Source organism: Herbiconiux sp., assembly GCF_023264895.1.
Lineage (GTDB): Bacteria > Actinomycetota > Actinomycetes > Actinomycetales > Microbacteriaceae > Herbiconiux.
Map to the genome: position 1 here is coordinate 1 of NZ_JAHFUY010000101.1, position 15,897 is coordinate 15,897.

Consider the following 15,897-nt stretch of genomic DNA (forward strand, 5'->3'; position numbering starts at 1 on the left):
CGCGCCCACCCGCACGTAGTAGTCGTCGGGGTCGGTGCCGATCCGGAAGTCGAAGCGCTCGAGCTCCTCGATCACCCGGTCCGCCTCGGCGGCGTCGATCCCGCGGTCCAGCAGATCCCACGACAGCGCCCGGTACGACGCCCCGGTGTCGAGGTAGTCGAAGCCGAGGGCCCGCGCGGTCGCCCGGCTCACGCTCGACTTGCCGCTTCCCGCGGGGCCGTCGATCGCCACCACCACCGGCTTCGAGGTCGATCCGGCCACATCATTCCCTGCCGCAGTCATCCGGCGATCCTCCATCCACGGGCCGCGAGCGCGGCCGTCAGCTTGTCCACGGTCTCCGGCAGCACCGAGAGCTCGGCGAGACCGATCTGCGCGCCCGGCGAGTGCTCGAGCCGCAGGTCCTCCAGGTTCACGCCCTCCTCGCCCACCTCGGCGAACAGCCGGGCGAGCTCACCGGGAGCGTCGTCGACCATCACCACGAGCTGCGCGTAGCGCCGATCCTGCCCGTGCTTGCCGGGCAGCCGCTCCACGCCGGCGTTCCCCGCGGCGAGCGCCTCGGCCACGGTGCGCCGCCAGGCGGTGTCGGATGCCCCGCTCGACTCGAGCGCCCCGATCACCTCGTCGAGGTCGTCACGCAGCGCCCGCAGCACCGAGGCTGTCGGGGCCGCGTTGGCACCGAGGATCTGCACCCAGAGTGCCGGGTCGCTCGCCGCGATCCGGGTCACGTCCCGCACTCCCCCACCGGCGAGGCCCACGGCGGCCGCGGGCGCGTCGATGAGGCGCCGGGCCATGAGGGTCGAGATCACCTGCGGAGCGTGCGAGATGAGGGCCACACTCGTGTCGTGCTCCTCGGCGGTCATCTCCACGAGGGTCGCACCGAGGTCGAGGATGAGGTCGTCGACGGCAGCCGCGGCCTGGTAGCTGATGCCCTCGTGACCGGCGACCACCCACGGCCGCGCCACGAACAGGTCGGCGCGCCCCGACATGGGGCCGCCCTTCTCCCGGCCGGCGAGCGGATGCGATCCGACGTAGCGGCTGAGGTCTCCCCCGGCGGCGGCCACGGCATCGAGGATGGGCTTCTTCACGCTCGCGACATCGGTCACCACGGCGCGCGGGTATGCCGAGAGCTCGCGCACGATCACGGAGGCGGTCACGTCCGGCGGCACGCACACCACGATGAGCTGGGGCTCGTCGGCGTCGCCCGCCCGGCGGCCGGCGCCGTAGTCGATGGCGATCGAGACGTTCGTGGGCGAGGCGTCGGAGAGGATGACGTCGACACCGCGGGCGCGGAGCCCCAGTGCGATGCTCGTGCCGAGCAGCCCCACCCCGACAACGCGCACGGGGCCGGTCAGTCGGCTCTCCACGGCACTCACTCCTCGATGTCCTCGATGTCCTCGGTGTCGTCACGGGCGTCACGGGCGTCGCGGGCGTCGCCCGAACCGGCGCCCTCCGCCGTGCCGTCGCGGCCTTCGCCCGTGGCGTTCCGCGAGAGGGTCAGCAGCTGGCCGAGTTCCACCTTAGTCAGGTCGCGGAGGCCCCCCGACTTGAGCGTGCCGAGGTTGAGCGGCCCGAACGAACGGCGCACGAGGTCGACCACGGGGTGGCCCACCTCGTCGAGCATCCGGCGCACGATCCGGTTGCGCCCGGAGTGCAGGGTGATCTCCACGATCGAGGTCTCCCGCTCCACGTCGAGCAGCCGCGCCTTGTCGGCGGCGATCGGCCCGTCCTCGAGCTCGATCCCCTTCGTAAGCGTCGCGATGGTCTGCGGCGACACCCGGCCCTCGACCTTCGCGATGTAGGTCTTCAGCACCCCGAACGACGGATGCGCGAGCACGTGCGCGAGATCCCCGTCGTTGGTGAGGATGAGCAGCCCGCTCGTCTCGGCGTCGAGCCGGCCCACGTTGAACAGCCGCTCCTCGTACTGCGAGGTGTAGCGCTGCAGATCGGGCCGGCCGTGCTGGTCGGCGAGCGAGGAGACGATGCCGGTGGGCTTGTTGAGCATCACGTAGCGCTTGTCGGGGTCGAGCTGCACGGCGGTGCCGTCGACCGACACGAGGTCGTTCTCGGGGTCGATGCGGCGGCCGAGCTCGGTCACGATCTCGCCGTTCACCTCCACCCGCCCGGCCTCGATGAGCTGCTCGGAGACGCGGCGGGAGGCCACGCCCGCGGCCGCCATCACCTTCTGCAGGCGCACGCCTTCCGGTGCACCTCCTGGGTGCGCACTGCCTGAGGTGTCGTTGTCGTCCCACGGCGGGATCACAAAGGGGGTCATCGGAGGGTCTCCAGGTCGTCGAATCCCTCGCTGCCGTCCGGCAGGAGGGGAGAGATCTTCGGCAGCTCGTCGAGCGAGTTGATGCCGAGCTGCGTGAGCAGCAGGTCGGTGGTGCCGTAGAGGATCGCGCCGGTCTCGGCCTGCGTCGAGACCTCGGTGATGAGACCACGGCTGAGGAGCGTGCGCACGACGGAGTCGACGTTGACAGCACGGATGCTCGCGACGGCCCCGCGGCTGATCGGCTGCTTGTAGGCGATCACCGAGAGCGTCTCGAGGGCGGCCTGCGAGAGCCGTGACGGGTTCTGGGTGATCACGAAGTCGCGCACGAGCGGATCCCACTCGGCCCGCACGTAGATCCGCCAGCCGCCGGCGACCTCCCGCAGCTCGAAGCCGCGGCGCACGCTCGTCCGCCCGTCCGGGCCCTCGGCGAGCCCGTCGTAGTCCTCCACGAGCCGCTCGATGCCCTGCCGCACGACGGCCACGGGTCGCCCCAGCGCCGTGGCGAGCGCCACGAGGCTCTGCGGCTCATCGGCCACCATGAAGATCGCCTCGAGCGCCCTGTCGACGTCCATCGAGGCCGGAGCAGGCCCAAGTGCTGGAGTCGGTGCGTCCGTGATCATCTCGTCCGGAGTCTCAGTTGTCATAGTCCGCCCCCAAGTTCGCGAGGTTCTCCTCGGTCCAGTTCTCCGCGGTCCAGCGGAGCATCAGCTCCCCCAGCGGCTCGAGCTGCTCGAACGAGATCGACGCGTGCCGGTAGAGCTCGAGCACGGCGAGGAAGCGCGCGATCACGACGCCCTTCTCCTCGATCCCCGCGATCAGCTGCCGGAAGTTCACGGGCACCCCGCTCACCGCCGCCGAACGCAGCAGTGCCACCACGTGCGCCGCCTGCTCCCGGATGCTCACGAGCGGCGCGTGCAGGTGCTCGAGCCCCACCACGGGCACCTCGCGTGGTGCCAGCGCGAAGGCGGCGAGGGCGGCGAAGTCGTCCGGCGTCAGCGTCCATACGAGTTCGGGGGTCTGCTGCCGGTACTTCTCCTCGAGCCGCACCACGCGCGGCCGCCTGGTGGCCTCCTCGTCGAACCGGTCGGCGAGCCACGCCGAGACCACCTTGAAGGCCCGGTACTGCAGGAGCCTCGCGAACAGCAGGTCGCGCGCCTCGAGCAGCGCCACGTCCTCCGCGTCGACGAGCTCGCCCTGCGGCAGCAGCCCCACGATCTTCAGGTCGAGCAGCGTCGCCGCGACCACGAGGAACTCCGAGGCCCGGTCGAGCTCCTCGGCGGAGTCGAGCCCCTTGAGGTAGGAGATGAACTCGTCGGTCACCCGGCTGAGGGCGATGTCGGTGATGTCGAGCTCGTGCTTGGTGATCAGCTGCAGCAGGAGGTCGAACGGCCCCTCGAAGTTCTCAAGGCTGAGCGAGAAACCGGGAGCGGACTCCGCGAGCTCCGGCTCAGGCGACCGCGCCACGGGCGACCAGTTCTCTGGCCAGCTGCTTGTACGCCTTCGCCGAGGTGTGCTCGGGCGCGAACTGGGTGATGGGCTTGCCCGCCACCGTCGCATCCGGGAACTTCACCGTGCGGCCGATGACCGTCTCGAACACCTTGTCGCCGAAGGTCTCGACCACGCGCTCGAGCACCTCGCGCGAGTGCAGCGTGCGGGGATCGTACATGGTGGCGAGGATGCCGTCGAGCGTGAGCGCCGGGTTGAGCCGGTCGCGCACCTTGTCGATCGTCTCCACGAGGAGCGCGACGCCGCGAAGCGCGAAGTACTCGCACTCGAGCGGGATGAGCACGCCGTGGCTCGCGGTGAGCGCGTTCACGGTGAGAAGGCCGAGCGAGGGCTGGCAGTCGACCAGGATGACGTCGTAGTCGTTGCTCACCCGGCGGAGCACCCGGGCGAGGATCGACTCGCGCGCGACCTCGCTCACGAGGTGCACCTCGGCGGCCGAGAGGTCGATGTTGGCCGGGATGATGTCGAGGCCCTCGACGCTCGTCTTCTGGATGGCGTCGGCGGGATCCTTGATCGTGCCGATCAGCAGGTCGTAGATGGTGGGGATGTCGTGGGTCATCACGCCGAGGCCCGCCGAGAGCGCGCCCTGCGGGTCGAAGTCGATGGCGAGCACCTTGCGGCCGTACTCGGCGAGCGCCGCCCCCACGTTGACGCTCGTGGTGGTCTTGCCCACGCCGCCCTTCTGGTTGCAGAGCGAGATGATGCGGGCGGGTCCGTGCGAGGAGAGGGGCGCCGGATCCGGGAACTCGGTCACGGGCCGGCCGGTGGGGCCGTTCTTGGGGACATCGATGCCGGTGAGCTCGTCGACCTGCGTCTTCTTCGCCGTTCGCGTGATCCGTGTGGGCACCGAATCTCCTCATCTCAGACCGCCATCCCGGCGCTCGGGAATGATTCTACGCCGGTCCCCGCCCGGCGCCGTGGCGACATGCTCGCGTGTGGTCGCTTCGCGGCCACGCGCTCGCCCTGGGTCGGCGAGCAGGGCCCGTCGCGTCTGCTTCTCCCCCGAGGCCCTGCCGCTTTCACCCACTTGACACAAGATGTGTCAAGTGGGCGCGTTTGGGCGCATCTAATGTCAAGTCGGGGAAGGGTGGGCGGGCGGGGCAACGGCGGGGCAGGCGGGGAAACGGCGGGGCGGGCGGGCACACCGCCGCAGCTACCGGGCCCGCGGGTGGGCCGACTGGTACATGTCGATGAGGGTGTCCGCCGTCACCTGCGTGTAGAGCTGGGTGGTGGCGACCGAGGAGTGCCCGAGCAGGTCCTGCACCACGCGCACGTCGGCTCCGCCCTGCAGGAGGTGCGTCGCGAAGGAGTGCCGGAACGTGTGCGGCGAGACGTGCGCGGCGATCCCGGCGCGCTCCGCGGCGGCCCGGATGACGAGCCACGCGCCCTGCCGGCTGAGCCGCTGCCCGCGGATCCCGAGGAACAGCCCGGGCGTCGCCCGCCCCCGCGCCGAGAACACCGGCCGCACCCGCACGAGGTACGCGTCGAGCGCCCGCCGCGCGTAGCTGCCGACCGGCACGATCCGCTGCTTGCTCCCCTTGCCGGTCACCCGCACCATGTCGCCGTCCTGCACGTCGTCGACGTTGAGGGAGACGAGCTCGCTGATGCGCGCCCCCGTGGCGTAGAGCATCTCGAGCAGCGCACGGTCGCGCACGGCCACCGGATCGGGCGAGTCCTCGGCGCCGGTCGCCGTGAGCAGCCGCTCCATGTCGTCGATCGAGATCGCCTTGGGCAGCCGCAGCCCGAGCTTGGGCGGCTTCACCTCGCGCGCGGGGTCGACCTCGGTCACGCCCTCCTCGGTGAGGTGCCGGTGGAAGCTCCGCACGGTCGAGAGGATCCGCGCCACCGACGACGCCGACAGCTCCCCGCCCTCCTCGGTGCGGAGCGCCCGCTGGAACGCGCCGATGTCCCCCTCCCCGATCGCGGCCACGTCGACGAGCCCCGCGGAGCGCAGCCACGTCGTGTACCGGGCGAGGTCGCGCCGGTAAGCGGCCACGGTGTTCGCGGCGAGCCCGCGCTCGACCGTGATGTGGCGGAGGAACCCGTCCACCTGCCGGCCGAGCCCGTCCTGCCGACCGGTCCCGTCCTGCCGGCCGAGCCCGTCCTGCCGACCGGTCCCGCCCTCCCGAACAGTCCCGTCCAGCCGGACGACCCCGTCCTGGGCCATGCTCCTAGCCGCCGGCCCCGGGCCGCGCGGGCCACGGCGCGTCGGCGGGCTTGAGCGTCGACCACCCGCGCGACCGCGACAGCGACGCGGCGAGCGCCCCGATCACGAGCGACGGATTCTGCACCCGGCTGTCGAGGGCCGCGTCGACGACCTCCGAGAGAGGCACCCACCGCAGCTCCATGTCGGCCTCCTCGGCCTCGCGGTCGAAGGCCGAGCCGGTGGCCCGCACCCCTCGCGCGAGGTAGATCCGGATGGCCTCGTTGTTGCCACCGGGCGTCGTCAGGTAGTCCACGAGCACGTTCCAGGTGTCGGCCTCGAGGTCGGCCTCCTCGGCGAGCTCGCGCTTGGCGGCGTCGAGCGCCGGCTCCGAATCCACGTCGAGCAGCCCCGCGGGCGGCTCCCACTCGCGTCGGCGCACCGGATGCCGGTACTGCTTGATCAGGAGCACCCGGTCCTCGTCGTCGAGCGCGAACACCGCCACGGCACCGGGGTGGTCCACGAAGTCGCGACGCAGCGTCTCCCCGCCGTACTCGAACGACTCACGCCGCACGTCCCAGACGTAGCCGTCGAACACGACGTCGCTTGAGAGCACCTCGACGGGTGCGTCATCGTCGGCGAACAGCTCCTCAGGCATCGGCGTCCTGCACGGCGAACAGACGGCTGGCCTCCTGGCGCTCGAGGGCGGCCTCCACGAGCCCCCTGAAGAGCGGATGCGGGTTGCTGGGCCGCGAGCGCAGCTCCGGGTGGGCCTGGGTGGCGATGTAGTACGGGTGCACGTCGCGCGGCAGCTCCACGTACTCCACGAGCTGGCCGTCGGGCGAGAGCCCCGAGAACCACAGGCCCGACTCGGCGATCTGGTCGCGGTAGCGGTTGTTCACCTCGTAGCGGTGGCGGTGCCGCTCGGAGGCGGTCGGAGCGCCGTAGACGCGCTCGGCAGTCGAGCCCGACGCGAGGTCGGCCTCGTAGAGCCCGAGGCGCATCGTGCCGCCCAGGTCTCCCCCGGCGATGATGTCGACCTGCTCGGCCATCGTGGCGATCACGGGGAACGCGGTGTCGGGGTCGAACTCGCTCGAGGAGGCGCCGGGGAGCCCGGTCACGTTGCGGGCGTACTCCACGACCATGCACTGCAGGCCGAGGCACAGGCCGAGCGTGGGGATCCCGTTCTCGCGCGCGAAGCGCAGTGCGCCGAGCTTGCCCTCGATGCCGCGCACGCCGAAGCCGCCGGGCACGCAGATGCCGTCGACGTCCGACAGCTCGCGCGCGGCGCCCTCGGGCGTCTCGCACTCGTCGGAGGCGATCCACTTGATCTTCACCTTCGCCTTGTGCGCGAAGCCGCCGGCGCGCAGCGCCTCGGTCACCGAGAGGTAGGCGTCGGGGAGGTCGATGTACTTGCCCACGAGGCCGATCGTCACGTCGTGCTTGGGCTCGTGCACGGCGTCCAGGATGGGCTGCCAGCCCGCCCAGTCCACGTCGCCCGCCTTGTCGGTGAGCTCGAGGTGATCGGCGATGTAGGCGTCGAGGCCCTGGTCGTGCAGCATCGTGGGGATGTCGTAGATCGAGGGCACGTCGACCGCGTTCACGACCCCGGCCTCGTCGACATCGCACATGAGGGCGATCTTGCGCTTGTTGCTCTCCGAGACGGGGCGGTCGCTCCGCAGCACGAGCGCGTCGGGCTGGATGCCGATCGAGCGGAGAGCGGCCACGGAGTGCTGCGTGGGCTTGGTCTTCTGCTCGCCCGAGGCGTTCATGTAGGGCACGAGCGAGACGTGCACGAAGAACACGTTCTTGCGGCCGAGCTCGTGGCGCACCTGTCGCGCCGACTCGATGAAGGGCTGCGACTCGATGTCGCCGACCGTGCCGCCGATCTCGGTGATGATCACATCCGGTTGTTCGCTGGCGGGCCGGGAGGCGTCGTGCGCCTGCAGCCGCATCCGGCGCTTGATCTCGTCGGTGATGTGCGGGATGACCTGCACGGTGTCGCCGAGGTACTCGCCGCGGCGCTCCTTGGCGATGACGCTCGAGTAGATCTGCCCGGTCGTCACGTTGGCGGCCTGGTTGAGGTTGATGTCGAGGAACCGCTCGTAGTGCCCGATGTCGAGGTCGGTCTCGGCGCCGTCGTCGGTCACGAAGACCTCGCCGTGCTGGAACGGGTTCATCGTCCCGGGATCGACGTTGAGGTAGGGGTCCAGCTTCTGCATCACGACGCGCAAGCCGCGTGCGGTGAGCAGATTCCCGAGGCTGGCAGCCGTCAGGCCCTTGCCGAGAGAGGAGACGACACCCCCGGTGACGAAGATGTGCTTCGTCAGTTTCGAGTCGTTGCCGTTCACGTCCGGCCGGTCCGCAGCTTGAGCTTCATCCACGGAATTCCATCCTAACAGTGCTCTCGGGGGTCGTGTCATCGCCGACGGCATCCGCCGCGTCGAGGGCGGGTCGCTGAAGCAGTTCCACCAGCAGGATCAGCACGATCGCCACCACGGCCGTACCGATGGTCTGGCCGGTCGAGAGCGGGCGCACGAGCAGCACGAACGCGGCGGCCGCGACTCCGATCAGCACCTCCACGGCGAGCCGGAACCGGCCGAGGAAGAGGCCTGACGAACCCGTCGAGATCCCGCGCGCGTCGCCGAACGAGCGCAGCCGCGTCGCCGCGTCGCCGAACGCGCGTCGGAGCGCCGGTGCGGGCCGGAACGGCCCGAGCGCCCAGCTGATCAGCATCACCGTGAACGCCAGCACGGCCACGGCCACGGTGGTCCCCGCGATCCGCGAGGTCACCGCGTCGTAGATCACCCCGGCCGCGTCGATCGGCAGGTAGCGGGGCGCGATCTGCGCGATCACCGCGAGCTGCCCGATCCGGAGCGCGATGCCGAGCAGCACCATCACGACACCGAGGGTCAGGCTCGTCCAGAACAGCGTCACCGCCCGCCGCTTCGCCAGCACGACGCCGGCCACCAGGAACACGAGCGCGACCCACGGCAGCCACAGCCCGAGGCCCACGGCGAGGCCGTAGAGCAGGGTCAGCTGCCCGAGGCCGTCCGACTGCGCCACCACGATCGACACGTCCACCGCGGGGATCGCCTCGGCGAACGCCAGCCCCTGATCGAGCATCGCCGCCTTGACCGCCTCGATCACGGGTCCCAGCTGCACCGAGAGCTCGCCGGATCCGGAGATCGCCAGTGCCGCCGTCGGGTCGCCCGTCATCGCGGCCACCACCTGCCGGTGGCTCACCCGGAGCGCCTGCGCCCAGATCTCCTCGAACGCCTCGGACTCCACGAAGTCGGTCACCACGCCCGTCGCGAGCGACCTCAGCCCGAGTGCGGCCGGCTGCTGCAGCGCCTGCAGGGCAGCGGATGCCGCGGGCGGCAGCCCGAGACCGCCCACGGCATCGAACACCTCGCCTGTGAGCGTCTCGAAGTCGACCTGCTGCTCCACCGCCGTCATCACCTCGGAGACCACGAGCGACTTCACCGCCTCGTCCTCGGCGAGCGGAGCGTAGGTCGCCACGAAGGCCTCGGTGTCGGCGAGCTGGCTCTCGGCCCAGCTCGCAGCCACCGCCACGGGGGCGAGCACGAGCCCGATCACCACCAGGGCGACGGATGCCACGGTGCGGCCCCGCGAGCGACCTCGCCGCCGCGCGCCGCCGTCCGCGGCCCCGTTCCCTGCCTCCGCATCGATCGGCGTGGTGTTCGCAGAATCCGCCGCGGCCGCCGCGGCCGCCGCGGCTTCGAGCGCCGCTTCCCGCAGTGCCTCGTTCTCGGCCCGCAGCCGCTCCACGAGCGCCGTCAGCTCCGCGTTCGTCTCCCGTGCCATGTCGAGCCCTCGATCCCCGCGCCGCCCCCGGCCCGCGATGGATCTCAGTGTGACACAGCGAGGCTCCGGGCCGTAGCGAGCAGTTCGGCGGCATGCGCGAGGCCCGACTCCGAGTCCGGCAGTCCCGAGAGCAGGCGCGCCATCTCGGCCAGCCGCGCGTCGCCGGTGAGCTGCACGACGTTCGAGGCCGTCACGGGCCCGTCGAGGTCCTTCTCCACCCGCAGGTGGTTCGACGCGAACGCGGCGACCTGCGCGAGGTGCGTCACCACGATCACCTGCGAGTTCTGCGCGAGCGCCGCGAGACGCCGGCCGATCTCGATGGCCGAGGCACCGCCGACGCCGGAGTCGACCTCGTCGAAGACGAGCGTGGGCACCGGATCGGCCGCCGCCAGCACCACCTCGATCGCGAGCATCACCCGCGAGAGCTCACCGCCCGAAGCGCCCTTGCCGAGCGGCCGGGGGTCGCTGCCCTCGTGCGGCCGCAGCAGGAACTGCACGAGGTCACGGCCCGTCGTGCCGAGCTCCTCGCGCGGCTGGATCTCGACCAGGAAGCGCGCGTTGGGCATCGCGAGCGCGGCCAGCTCGGCGGTCACGCGTTCGGCCAGCACGCCCGCCGCGGCGGTCCGCAGATCGGTCAGGCCGTCGGCGGCCACCGTGAGTGCGGCGTACTCGTCGTCGACGAGCGCGGTGAGCTCCCCGATGCGGTCGGAGTCGGAGTCGAGCTCGAGCAGCCTCGGCTCGGCGCTCTCGGCGTAGGCGATCACGTCGGCGAGCTCGGGGCCGTACTTGCGCATGAGGTTCGTGAGGTCGGCGCGGCGCTCCTGCACGGCGTCGAGCCGGCCGGCCTCGTCGGTGTCGAGCGAGGCGGAGTAGCTGGCCAACTGGGCGCCGATGTCCGAGACCAGGAAGCTCGCGTTCGCGAGTGCCTCCACCACGGGGGCGAGGGCTGCGTCGTGGTGCGCCACGCGCTCGAGCGCCCGGCGAGCGGTGTCGATGAGCACGACGGTGTCGGGGGTGTCGCCCGTCTCGCTCGAGATGCTCTCCTTGGCCTCGGCGGCGGCGAGCCGCAGGTCCTCGAGATTCGTGAGCCGGGCGGCGAGCTCGGCGAGCTCCTCGTCCTCCCCCGCCACGGGAGCGATCGACTGGATCTCCTCCACGGCGGTCCGCAGCTGCTCCGCCTCGCGGAGGCGGGCGGAGCGCTCGGTCACGAGGGTCTCGATCTCGGCGGTGTGCGCCTGCCAGGTGCGGTGCAGCTCGCGGTAGGCGGCGAGCCGCTCGGCGAACGCGGGGCCGGCGAAGCTGTCGAGGGAGGCGCGCTGGGCCTGCTGGCTCTTCAGCCGGAGCTGGTCGGACTGCCCGTGCACCACCACGAGGTCGCCGCCGAGCTCGTTCAGCAGGCTGATCGGCGCTGAGCGCCCGCCCACCACGGCACGACTCCGGCCCTCGGCCGAGACCGAGCGCGAGAGGATGAGCTCTCCCGCGGGGTCTCCGTCGATGCGCTCGACGTCGCCACCGGCCTCGCGCACGCGATCCGACACCTTGCCCTCGGGGTCCACGAGCAGGCGCCCCTCGATCCACGCCTGGGGAGCCCCGGAGCGCACCGAGCCGGTGTCGGCCCGCTCGCCGAACAGCAGCCCGAGCGCCGAGACCACCATGGTCTTGCCGGCACCGGTCTCGCCGGTCACAGCGGTGAATCCAGGGCCCAGCGGCAGAACGGCCTCGCCGATCACACCGAGGTCCCTGATCGACAGTTCTTCGATCACAGGTCTTCAGTCACTCTCGATCGGCCCCCGCCACCCGTTCACGGGGAGATTGAACTTGCGCACCAGCCGGTCGGTGAACGGCGCCATCGCGAGCCGCGCGAGCCGCACGGGCGTCGACGATCGCCGCACGATCACACGGGCGCCGCGGGGCAGGTCGCGCATCCGTCGCCCATCGCTCCAGAGCACGGCTCCGCCCTGGCTCCGGTCGAGCACCTCGACCGCGAGCGCGGAGTCGGGCCCCACCACGAGCGGCCGGGCGAAGAGCGCGTGGGCGCTCAGCGGCACCATCAGCAGCGCGTCGAGGCTCGGCCACACCACCGGGCCGCCGGCGGAGAAGGAGTACGCGGTCGACCCGGTGGGGGTCGACATCACCACGCCGTCGCAGCCGAAGCTCGACAGCGGGCGACCGTCGACCTCGATCACGACCTCGAGCATCCGCTCGCGGCTGGCCTTCTCCACGGTCGCCTCGTTGAGCGCCCAGGTCTCGTAGACCACCTCGGAGTCGACCTTCACCCGCACCGAGAGCGTCATCCGCTCCTCCACGAGATAGTCGCGTTCGAGGGCACGCTGCACGCTGGACGCGAGGTCCTCGCGCTCGCTCTCGGCGAGGAAGCCCACGTGCCCGAGGTTCACGCCGAGCAGCGGCACGGTCGAGCCGCGCACGATCTCGGCGGCGCGGAGGATGGTGCCGTCGCCGCCCAGCACGATCACGAGCTCCAGATCCGAGATCGCGACGGAGTCGCCGAGCACCTCGTAGGGCCGCAGCCGCTCGAGCACCTCGGGGTGGTCATCGTCGTCGACGTGGGCGATCACGGGGTGCACTCCGGCCTCCCGGAGCTGCCGGCACACGCTGAGCGCGGCCTCCACGGAGTCGCTCCGCCCGGTGTGCAGCACCACGAGGATGTATCGTTCAGCGGCCATGGCTCATCCTCCTGTCAGCTCGGTCACGCGGTCCAACCATTCTGTCGGATGCGAGCCCTCGCGTTCGCTGAACCAGGCCAGGTACTCGAGGTTCCCCGACCCGCCGGCGATGGGCGAGCGGATCAGCCCGGCGGTCTTCAGGCCGAGGTCGAAGGCGCTCCAGAGCACGTTCGCGACGGCATCGGCGCGGAGGTCGCGGTTCTTCACGATGCCCTCCTTCACTCCCGTGCGCCCCACCTCGAACTGCGGCTTGACGAGCAGCACGAAGTCGGCGTCGGGCCGCGCCAGCGCCCTCAGCGGCGCGAGCACGAGACCGAGCGAGATGAACGAGAGGTCGCCCACCACGAGGTCCACGGGCCCCTCGACACCGGATGCCCCGGCGAGCGTCTCCGGGGTCGCGTACCGCAGGTTGTATCCCTCCACCGCCACCACCCGCTGATCCTTCGCGATGATCGGGTCGAGCTGTCCGTGTCCCACGTCGGCGGCGATCACCTGGCGAGCCCCGCGTTCCAGCAGAACCTGCGTGAACCCGCCCGTCGAGGCACCGGCGTCCAGCGCGAGGGCGCCCGCGACGGTCACCGCGGGGAAGGCGTCGAGGGCGGCGATGAGCTTGTTCGCTCCGCGGCTGACGTAGCGGTCGACGGAGTCCACCGACACGACCTGCTCCTCCTCCACGGGGAACGAGGCCTTCACCACGGGATCGCCGTCGACCCGCACGTAGCCGTTGGCGATGAGCCGGGCGGCGTGGGTGCGCGAGCGCGCCAGACCACGCGCGGCCACGACGGCGTCGAGTCGCGAGCTAGGCATTCGTTCCCGTGCTGTCGCTGCCCTCGAGGCGCGACTTCAGCTGATCGTGCACCTGGGCATAAGCGGTGGCACGCTGATCCAGCGGCTGCTCCTCGATCACGCGGAGCCGCGGCACGAGGGCGTCATCGAGAGCCTCGTTCTGGCCTCTGCTCGGGGGGCCGATCTGCTCAGTGCTCACCCCTTCAGCGTACCCGCCCGTCAGCTGTAGAGGGCGGGCTCCACGTCGAGGGCGTGGATCGCGAGCCCCGAGTTCCAGATCGCTGCAGTCCCTGCACGCACGAGGTCCACCGGGGTGTCCCCCGGCTTCACGATGCGCACCACGTGGCCCTTCATCCGCACCACGGCCGAGCCCACGCTCGTCTCCGTGCCGTCCTTCGACGTCTCGGTCACCGGATACTCGTCGAAGAGCTGGCGGAGGTCGTCGAGGATGAAGTCCGGCCGGCAGTCGGCGGGCGCCGCCAGCAGCTGCTTCGCGCGGTCGATCCCGGTGAGCACGTGGATGGCACGGAGCCCGGCGCGCTTGGCGCCCTTCGTGTCGGTGTCGAGCCGATCGCCGAGGAACGCGGCGCTCGAGGCGGTGGCGCCGAAGCGGGCCACGGCCTCCTCGAAGATCGCGACCTCGGGCTTGCCGGCCACCACGGGCAGCCGCCCCACAGCGGTGTGCACGGCGGAGACGAGGGTGCCGTTGCCGGGCGCGATGCCGCCGGCCACCGGAATGGTCCAGTCGGTGTTGGTGGCCACCCAGTGCACGGCCGGATCGTGCAGCGCGAAGCTCGCCTCGGCGAGCTGCTTCCAGCCCACGTCGGGCGCGAAGCCCTGCACCACGGCGGCGGGCGCGTCGGAGGTGGCCCGCGTCACCACGAGCCCCGCCTTCTCCACCTCGGAGGTCAGCCCCTCGCCACCCACCACGAGCACCGTCGCACCGGGCGCCACCAGGGTGGTCAGGATGCGCATGGCCGCCTGCGGCGACGTCACCACGTCCTCGGCCGCCACGGTCAGCCCGAAGCTCGAGAGGTGCTCGGCCACCTGGGCGTCGGTGCGCGAGGCGTTGTTGGTGACGTAGCCGGTGCGGATGCCGGCGGCGACCACGCGGGCCAGCGACTCGGCGGCGAACGGTATCGCCGTCGGCCCCTGGTAGACCACGCCGTCGAGGTCGGCGAGCACGGTGTCGATGCCGTCGAGGGGAAGCACGGTCTCGCTCCTTCTGCCGCGGAACAGGCTCATCACGCCTTCTCGTCCTCGTCGAAGTCCTCGAACTCCTCCACGATCTCGATCACGTCGTCGGCGTCGTCGCCCCCGTTGAGGGCGGCGTCGGCTCGTGCGGCGAGCTCGCGCCAGCGCGCCGACTCCTCCTCCTGGCCGAGCTCCTCGAGCACTTCGGCGTAGGCGTCGAAGAGGTCGGGGCTGTAGGAGTAGGCGACGGATGCATCCAGCTGCGGGATCTCGAGCTCGGCGAGAGCGGCGTCCGGCTGCCCGAGGTCCAGTCGCGCACCGGACATCGCGATCGCCACGGCCACCTGAGAAGCCGGCGACAGCGTCGAGCGCTCCACGGACCGTCCGGTCTCGAGCGCGCGGTCGGGTCGCCCCATCCCCCGCTCGCTGTCGACGAGAAGGGCGAGCTGCTCGTTGGAGCCGGAGATGCGGCGGTAGGTGCGGAGCTCACGCAGCGCGAGGGCGAAGTCGCCGGTGCGGTAGGCGGTGATGGCGAGCGTCTCGCGCACCACGCCGATGCGGCCGGCACGTCGCGACGCCGAGATGGCGTGCTGATGGGCGAGCTCCGGATCGTCGTCGATCAGACGTGCCGCCATCGCCAGGTGGCGCGCGACCTCCTCGGCGTTCTCCTTGTTGAGGGTCTTCAGCTGCAGGCGTGCACCCTTGTCGAGGTCGCGCGCCGTCACGTCCTCGGGGATCTCGGGGTCGTCGTGGCGGGTGCGGACGGCGCGGAGCTCACGCGCCCGCAGTTCCTCCTCGGTCAGCGGGGGCCGCTCGAACCGCTGCGCGCTCGCATCGTTGCGGGCGGGCTTGCCGTCCTTGGTCCAGAGCCGGCGTTCGCCTGACTGCCCGCCGCGGTCGGGCCGCTGGCCTCCGCGCTCAGGACGCTGTCCACCGCGGTCGGGCCGCTGGCCCCCGCTGCGCTCCGGTCGCTGGCCGCCCCGCTCAGGCCGCTTGCCCTGATCCGGTCGCGAACTGCTGTCACGACGAGGCTGGAACGGCCGCTTGTCGCCATCGCGCCGAGGCGTATGCGGTCGCTTGTCAGCACGACGCTTCTCGTCTTCAGGCTCAGTCACGATGGCTCCTCTGTTGGTGTTGTTAACGCAAAATGGCCACCCATTGCTGGGTGGCCATTTTGTGAAGTAAGTCCGGCGGTGTCCTACTCTCCCACAAGGTCCCCCTTGCAGTACCATCGGCGCAGAGAGTCTTAGCTTCCGGGTTCGGAATGTGACCGGGCGTTTCCCTCTCGCTATGGCCGCCGAAACACTAGAGATGTATCTAGAAGTTTCAAACAGACACAACGCAACCCACTGGGGGGTTGGTGTGTTGTTTGGTTCTCGACCGTACATCGAGAACCACATAGTGGACGCAAGCAATCTTGGCCACCCATACCAGCCTTACAACATGTATGGGTGTAGTGATTATCAAGTTATCGGCTTATTAGT

17 protein-coding genes and 1 rRNA gene are annotated in these 15,897 nt (G+C 71.0%); 1 reads left to right on the forward strand and 17 read right to left on the reverse strand.

Annotation, left to right across the window (positions count from 1 at the left end; translation table 11 throughout):
- The 17 genes from Q0D57_RS16420 to rrf all read right to left on the reverse strand — a co-directional run.
- Positions 1-282: (d)CMP kinase (locus Q0D57_RS16420; protein ID WP_291046035.1), on the reverse strand; the 282-nt coding region annotated here is incomplete at its 3' end.
- The gene (locus Q0D57_RS16425) at positions 279-1,373 is read right to left on the reverse strand and encodes a prephenate dehydrogenase (protein ID WP_291046038.1); all 1,095 of its coding nucleotides are present in this window, start codon (positions 1,371-1,373) and stop codon (positions 279-281) included. The genes Q0D57_RS16425 and Q0D57_RS16420, both read right to left, overlap by 4 nt.
- Entirely contained in the window at positions 1,370-2,272 is a 903-nt protein-coding gene (locus Q0D57_RS16430) for a pseudouridine synthase (RefSeq protein WP_291046040.1), read from the reverse strand. Before Q0D57_RS16430 ends, Q0D57_RS16425 begins: the two co-directional genes overlap by 4 nt.
- A complete protein-coding gene (gene scpB, locus Q0D57_RS16435) occupies positions 2,269-2,892 on the reverse strand; it encodes an SMC-Scp complex subunit ScpB (RefSeq protein WP_291046042.1) in 624 nt (207 codons plus the stop codon). Before scpB ends, Q0D57_RS16430 begins: the two co-directional genes overlap by 4 nt.
- A 13-nt stretch (positions 2,893-2,905) precedes the next feature.
- Positions 2,906-3,736, reverse strand: a complete 831-nt coding sequence (locus Q0D57_RS16440; RefSeq protein ID WP_291046044.1) for a ScpA family protein — start codon at positions 3,734-3,736, stop codon at positions 2,906-2,908.
- On the reverse strand, positions 3,720-4,568 hold the full coding sequence (locus Q0D57_RS16445; protein ID WP_291046069.1) for a ParA family protein: 849 nt from the start codon (positions 4,566-4,568) through the stop codon (positions 3,720-3,722). The genes Q0D57_RS16440 and Q0D57_RS16445 overlap by 17 nt, the downstream gene beginning before the upstream one ends.
- Before the next feature lie 363 nt (positions 4,569-4,931).
- The gene (gene xerD, locus Q0D57_RS16450; RefSeq protein WP_291046046.1) at positions 4,932-5,945 is read right to left on the reverse strand and encodes a site-specific tyrosine recombinase XerD; all 1,014 of its coding nucleotides are present in this window, start codon (positions 5,943-5,945) and stop codon (positions 4,932-4,934) included.
- A gap of 4 nt (positions 5,946-5,949) precedes the next feature.
- Complete coding sequence (locus Q0D57_RS16455) at positions 5,950-6,579, reverse strand: NUDIX hydrolase (protein ID WP_291046048.1); 630 nt, start codon at positions 6,577-6,579, stop codon at positions 5,950-5,952.
- A complete protein-coding gene (locus tag Q0D57_RS16460) occupies positions 6,572-8,305 on the reverse strand; it encodes a CTP synthase (RefSeq protein ID WP_291046050.1) in 1,734 nt (577 codons plus the stop codon). The genes Q0D57_RS16455 and Q0D57_RS16460 overlap by 8 nt, the downstream gene beginning before the upstream one ends.
- Positions 8,298-9,749 (reverse strand): hypothetical protein, encoded by a 1,452-nt coding sequence (locus tag Q0D57_RS16465; protein WP_291046052.1) that lies wholly within the window; start codon positions 9,747-9,749, stop codon positions 8,298-8,300. The genes Q0D57_RS16460 and Q0D57_RS16465 overlap by 8 nt, the downstream gene beginning before the upstream one ends.
- A gap of 44 nt (positions 9,750-9,793) precedes the next feature.
- Positions 9,794-11,512, reverse strand: a complete 1,719-nt coding sequence (recN, locus tag Q0D57_RS16470; RefSeq protein ID WP_291046054.1) for a DNA repair protein RecN — start codon at positions 11,510-11,512, stop codon at positions 9,794-9,796.
- Positions 11,513-11,518: 6 nt separating this feature from the next.
- Entirely contained in the window at positions 11,519-12,433 is a 915-nt protein-coding gene (locus Q0D57_RS16475; RefSeq protein ID WP_291046056.1) for an NAD kinase, read from the reverse strand.
- Between the two features lie 3 nt (positions 12,434-12,436).
- Positions 12,437-13,240, reverse strand: coding sequence for a TlyA family RNA methyltransferase (locus tag Q0D57_RS16480; protein WP_291046058.1), 804 nt, complete (start codon positions 13,238-13,240; stop codon positions 12,437-12,439).
- The gene (locus tag Q0D57_RS16485) at positions 13,233-13,418 is read right to left on the reverse strand and encodes a hypothetical protein (protein WP_291046061.1); all 186 of its coding nucleotides are present in this window, start codon (positions 13,416-13,418) and stop codon (positions 13,233-13,235) included. The genes Q0D57_RS16480 and Q0D57_RS16485 overlap by 8 nt, the downstream gene beginning before the upstream one ends.
- Before the next feature lie 20 nt (positions 13,419-13,438).
- Entirely contained in the window at positions 13,439-14,464 is a 1,026-nt protein-coding gene (locus tag Q0D57_RS16490; RefSeq protein WP_291046063.1) for an HAD-IIA family hydrolase, read from the reverse strand.
- Positions 14,464-15,528, reverse strand: coding sequence for a hypothetical protein (locus tag Q0D57_RS16495; protein WP_291046065.1), 1,065 nt, complete (start codon positions 15,526-15,528; stop codon positions 14,464-14,466). Before Q0D57_RS16495 ends, Q0D57_RS16490 begins: the two co-directional genes overlap by 1 nt.
- A gap of 70 nt (positions 15,529-15,598) precedes the next feature.
- Positions 15,599-15,715 (reverse strand): 5S ribosomal RNA (rrf, locus tag Q0D57_RS16500).
- On the opposite strand from rrf, the gene Q0D57_RS16505 reads away from it, so the two are divergent.
- On the forward strand, positions 15,704-15,897 hold a 194-nt coding region (locus Q0D57_RS16505; protein ID WP_291046067.1), incomplete at its 3' end, for a hypothetical protein. The genes rrf and Q0D57_RS16505 overlap by 12 nt on opposite strands.

Bases quoted from the DNA above. Each gene is read 5' to 3' on its own strand.
- Q0D57_RS16430 (WP_291046040.1), bottom strand. From the start codon at position 2,272: ATGACCCCCTTTGTGATCCCGCCGTGGGACGACAACGACACCTCAGGC.
- scpB (WP_291046042.1), bottom strand. From the start codon at position 2,892: ATGATCACGGACGCACCGACTCCAGCACTTGGGCCTGCTCCGGCCTCG.
- xerD (WP_291046046.1), bottom strand. From the start codon at position 5,945: ATGGCCCAGGACGGGGTCGTCCGGCTGGACGGGACTGTTCGGGAGGGC.
- Q0D57_RS16455 (WP_291046048.1), bottom strand. From the start codon at position 6,579: ATGCCTGAGGAGCTGTTCGCCGACGATGACGCACCCGTCGAGGTGCTC.
- Q0D57_RS16465 (WP_291046052.1), bottom strand. From the start codon at position 9,749: ATGGCACGGGAGACGAACGCGGAGCTGACGGCGCTCGTGGAGCGGCTG.
- Q0D57_RS16475 (WP_291046056.1), bottom strand. From the start codon at position 12,433: ATGGCCGCTGAACGATACATCCTCGTGGTGCTGCACACCGGGCGGAGC.
- Q0D57_RS16480 (WP_291046058.1), bottom strand. From the start codon at position 13,240: ATGCCTAGCTCGCGACTCGACGCCGTCGTGGCCGCGCGTGGTCTGGCG.
- Q0D57_RS16490 (WP_291046063.1), bottom strand. From the start codon at position 14,464: ATGAGCCTGTTCCGCGGCAGAAGGAGCGAGACCGTGCTTCCCCTCGAC.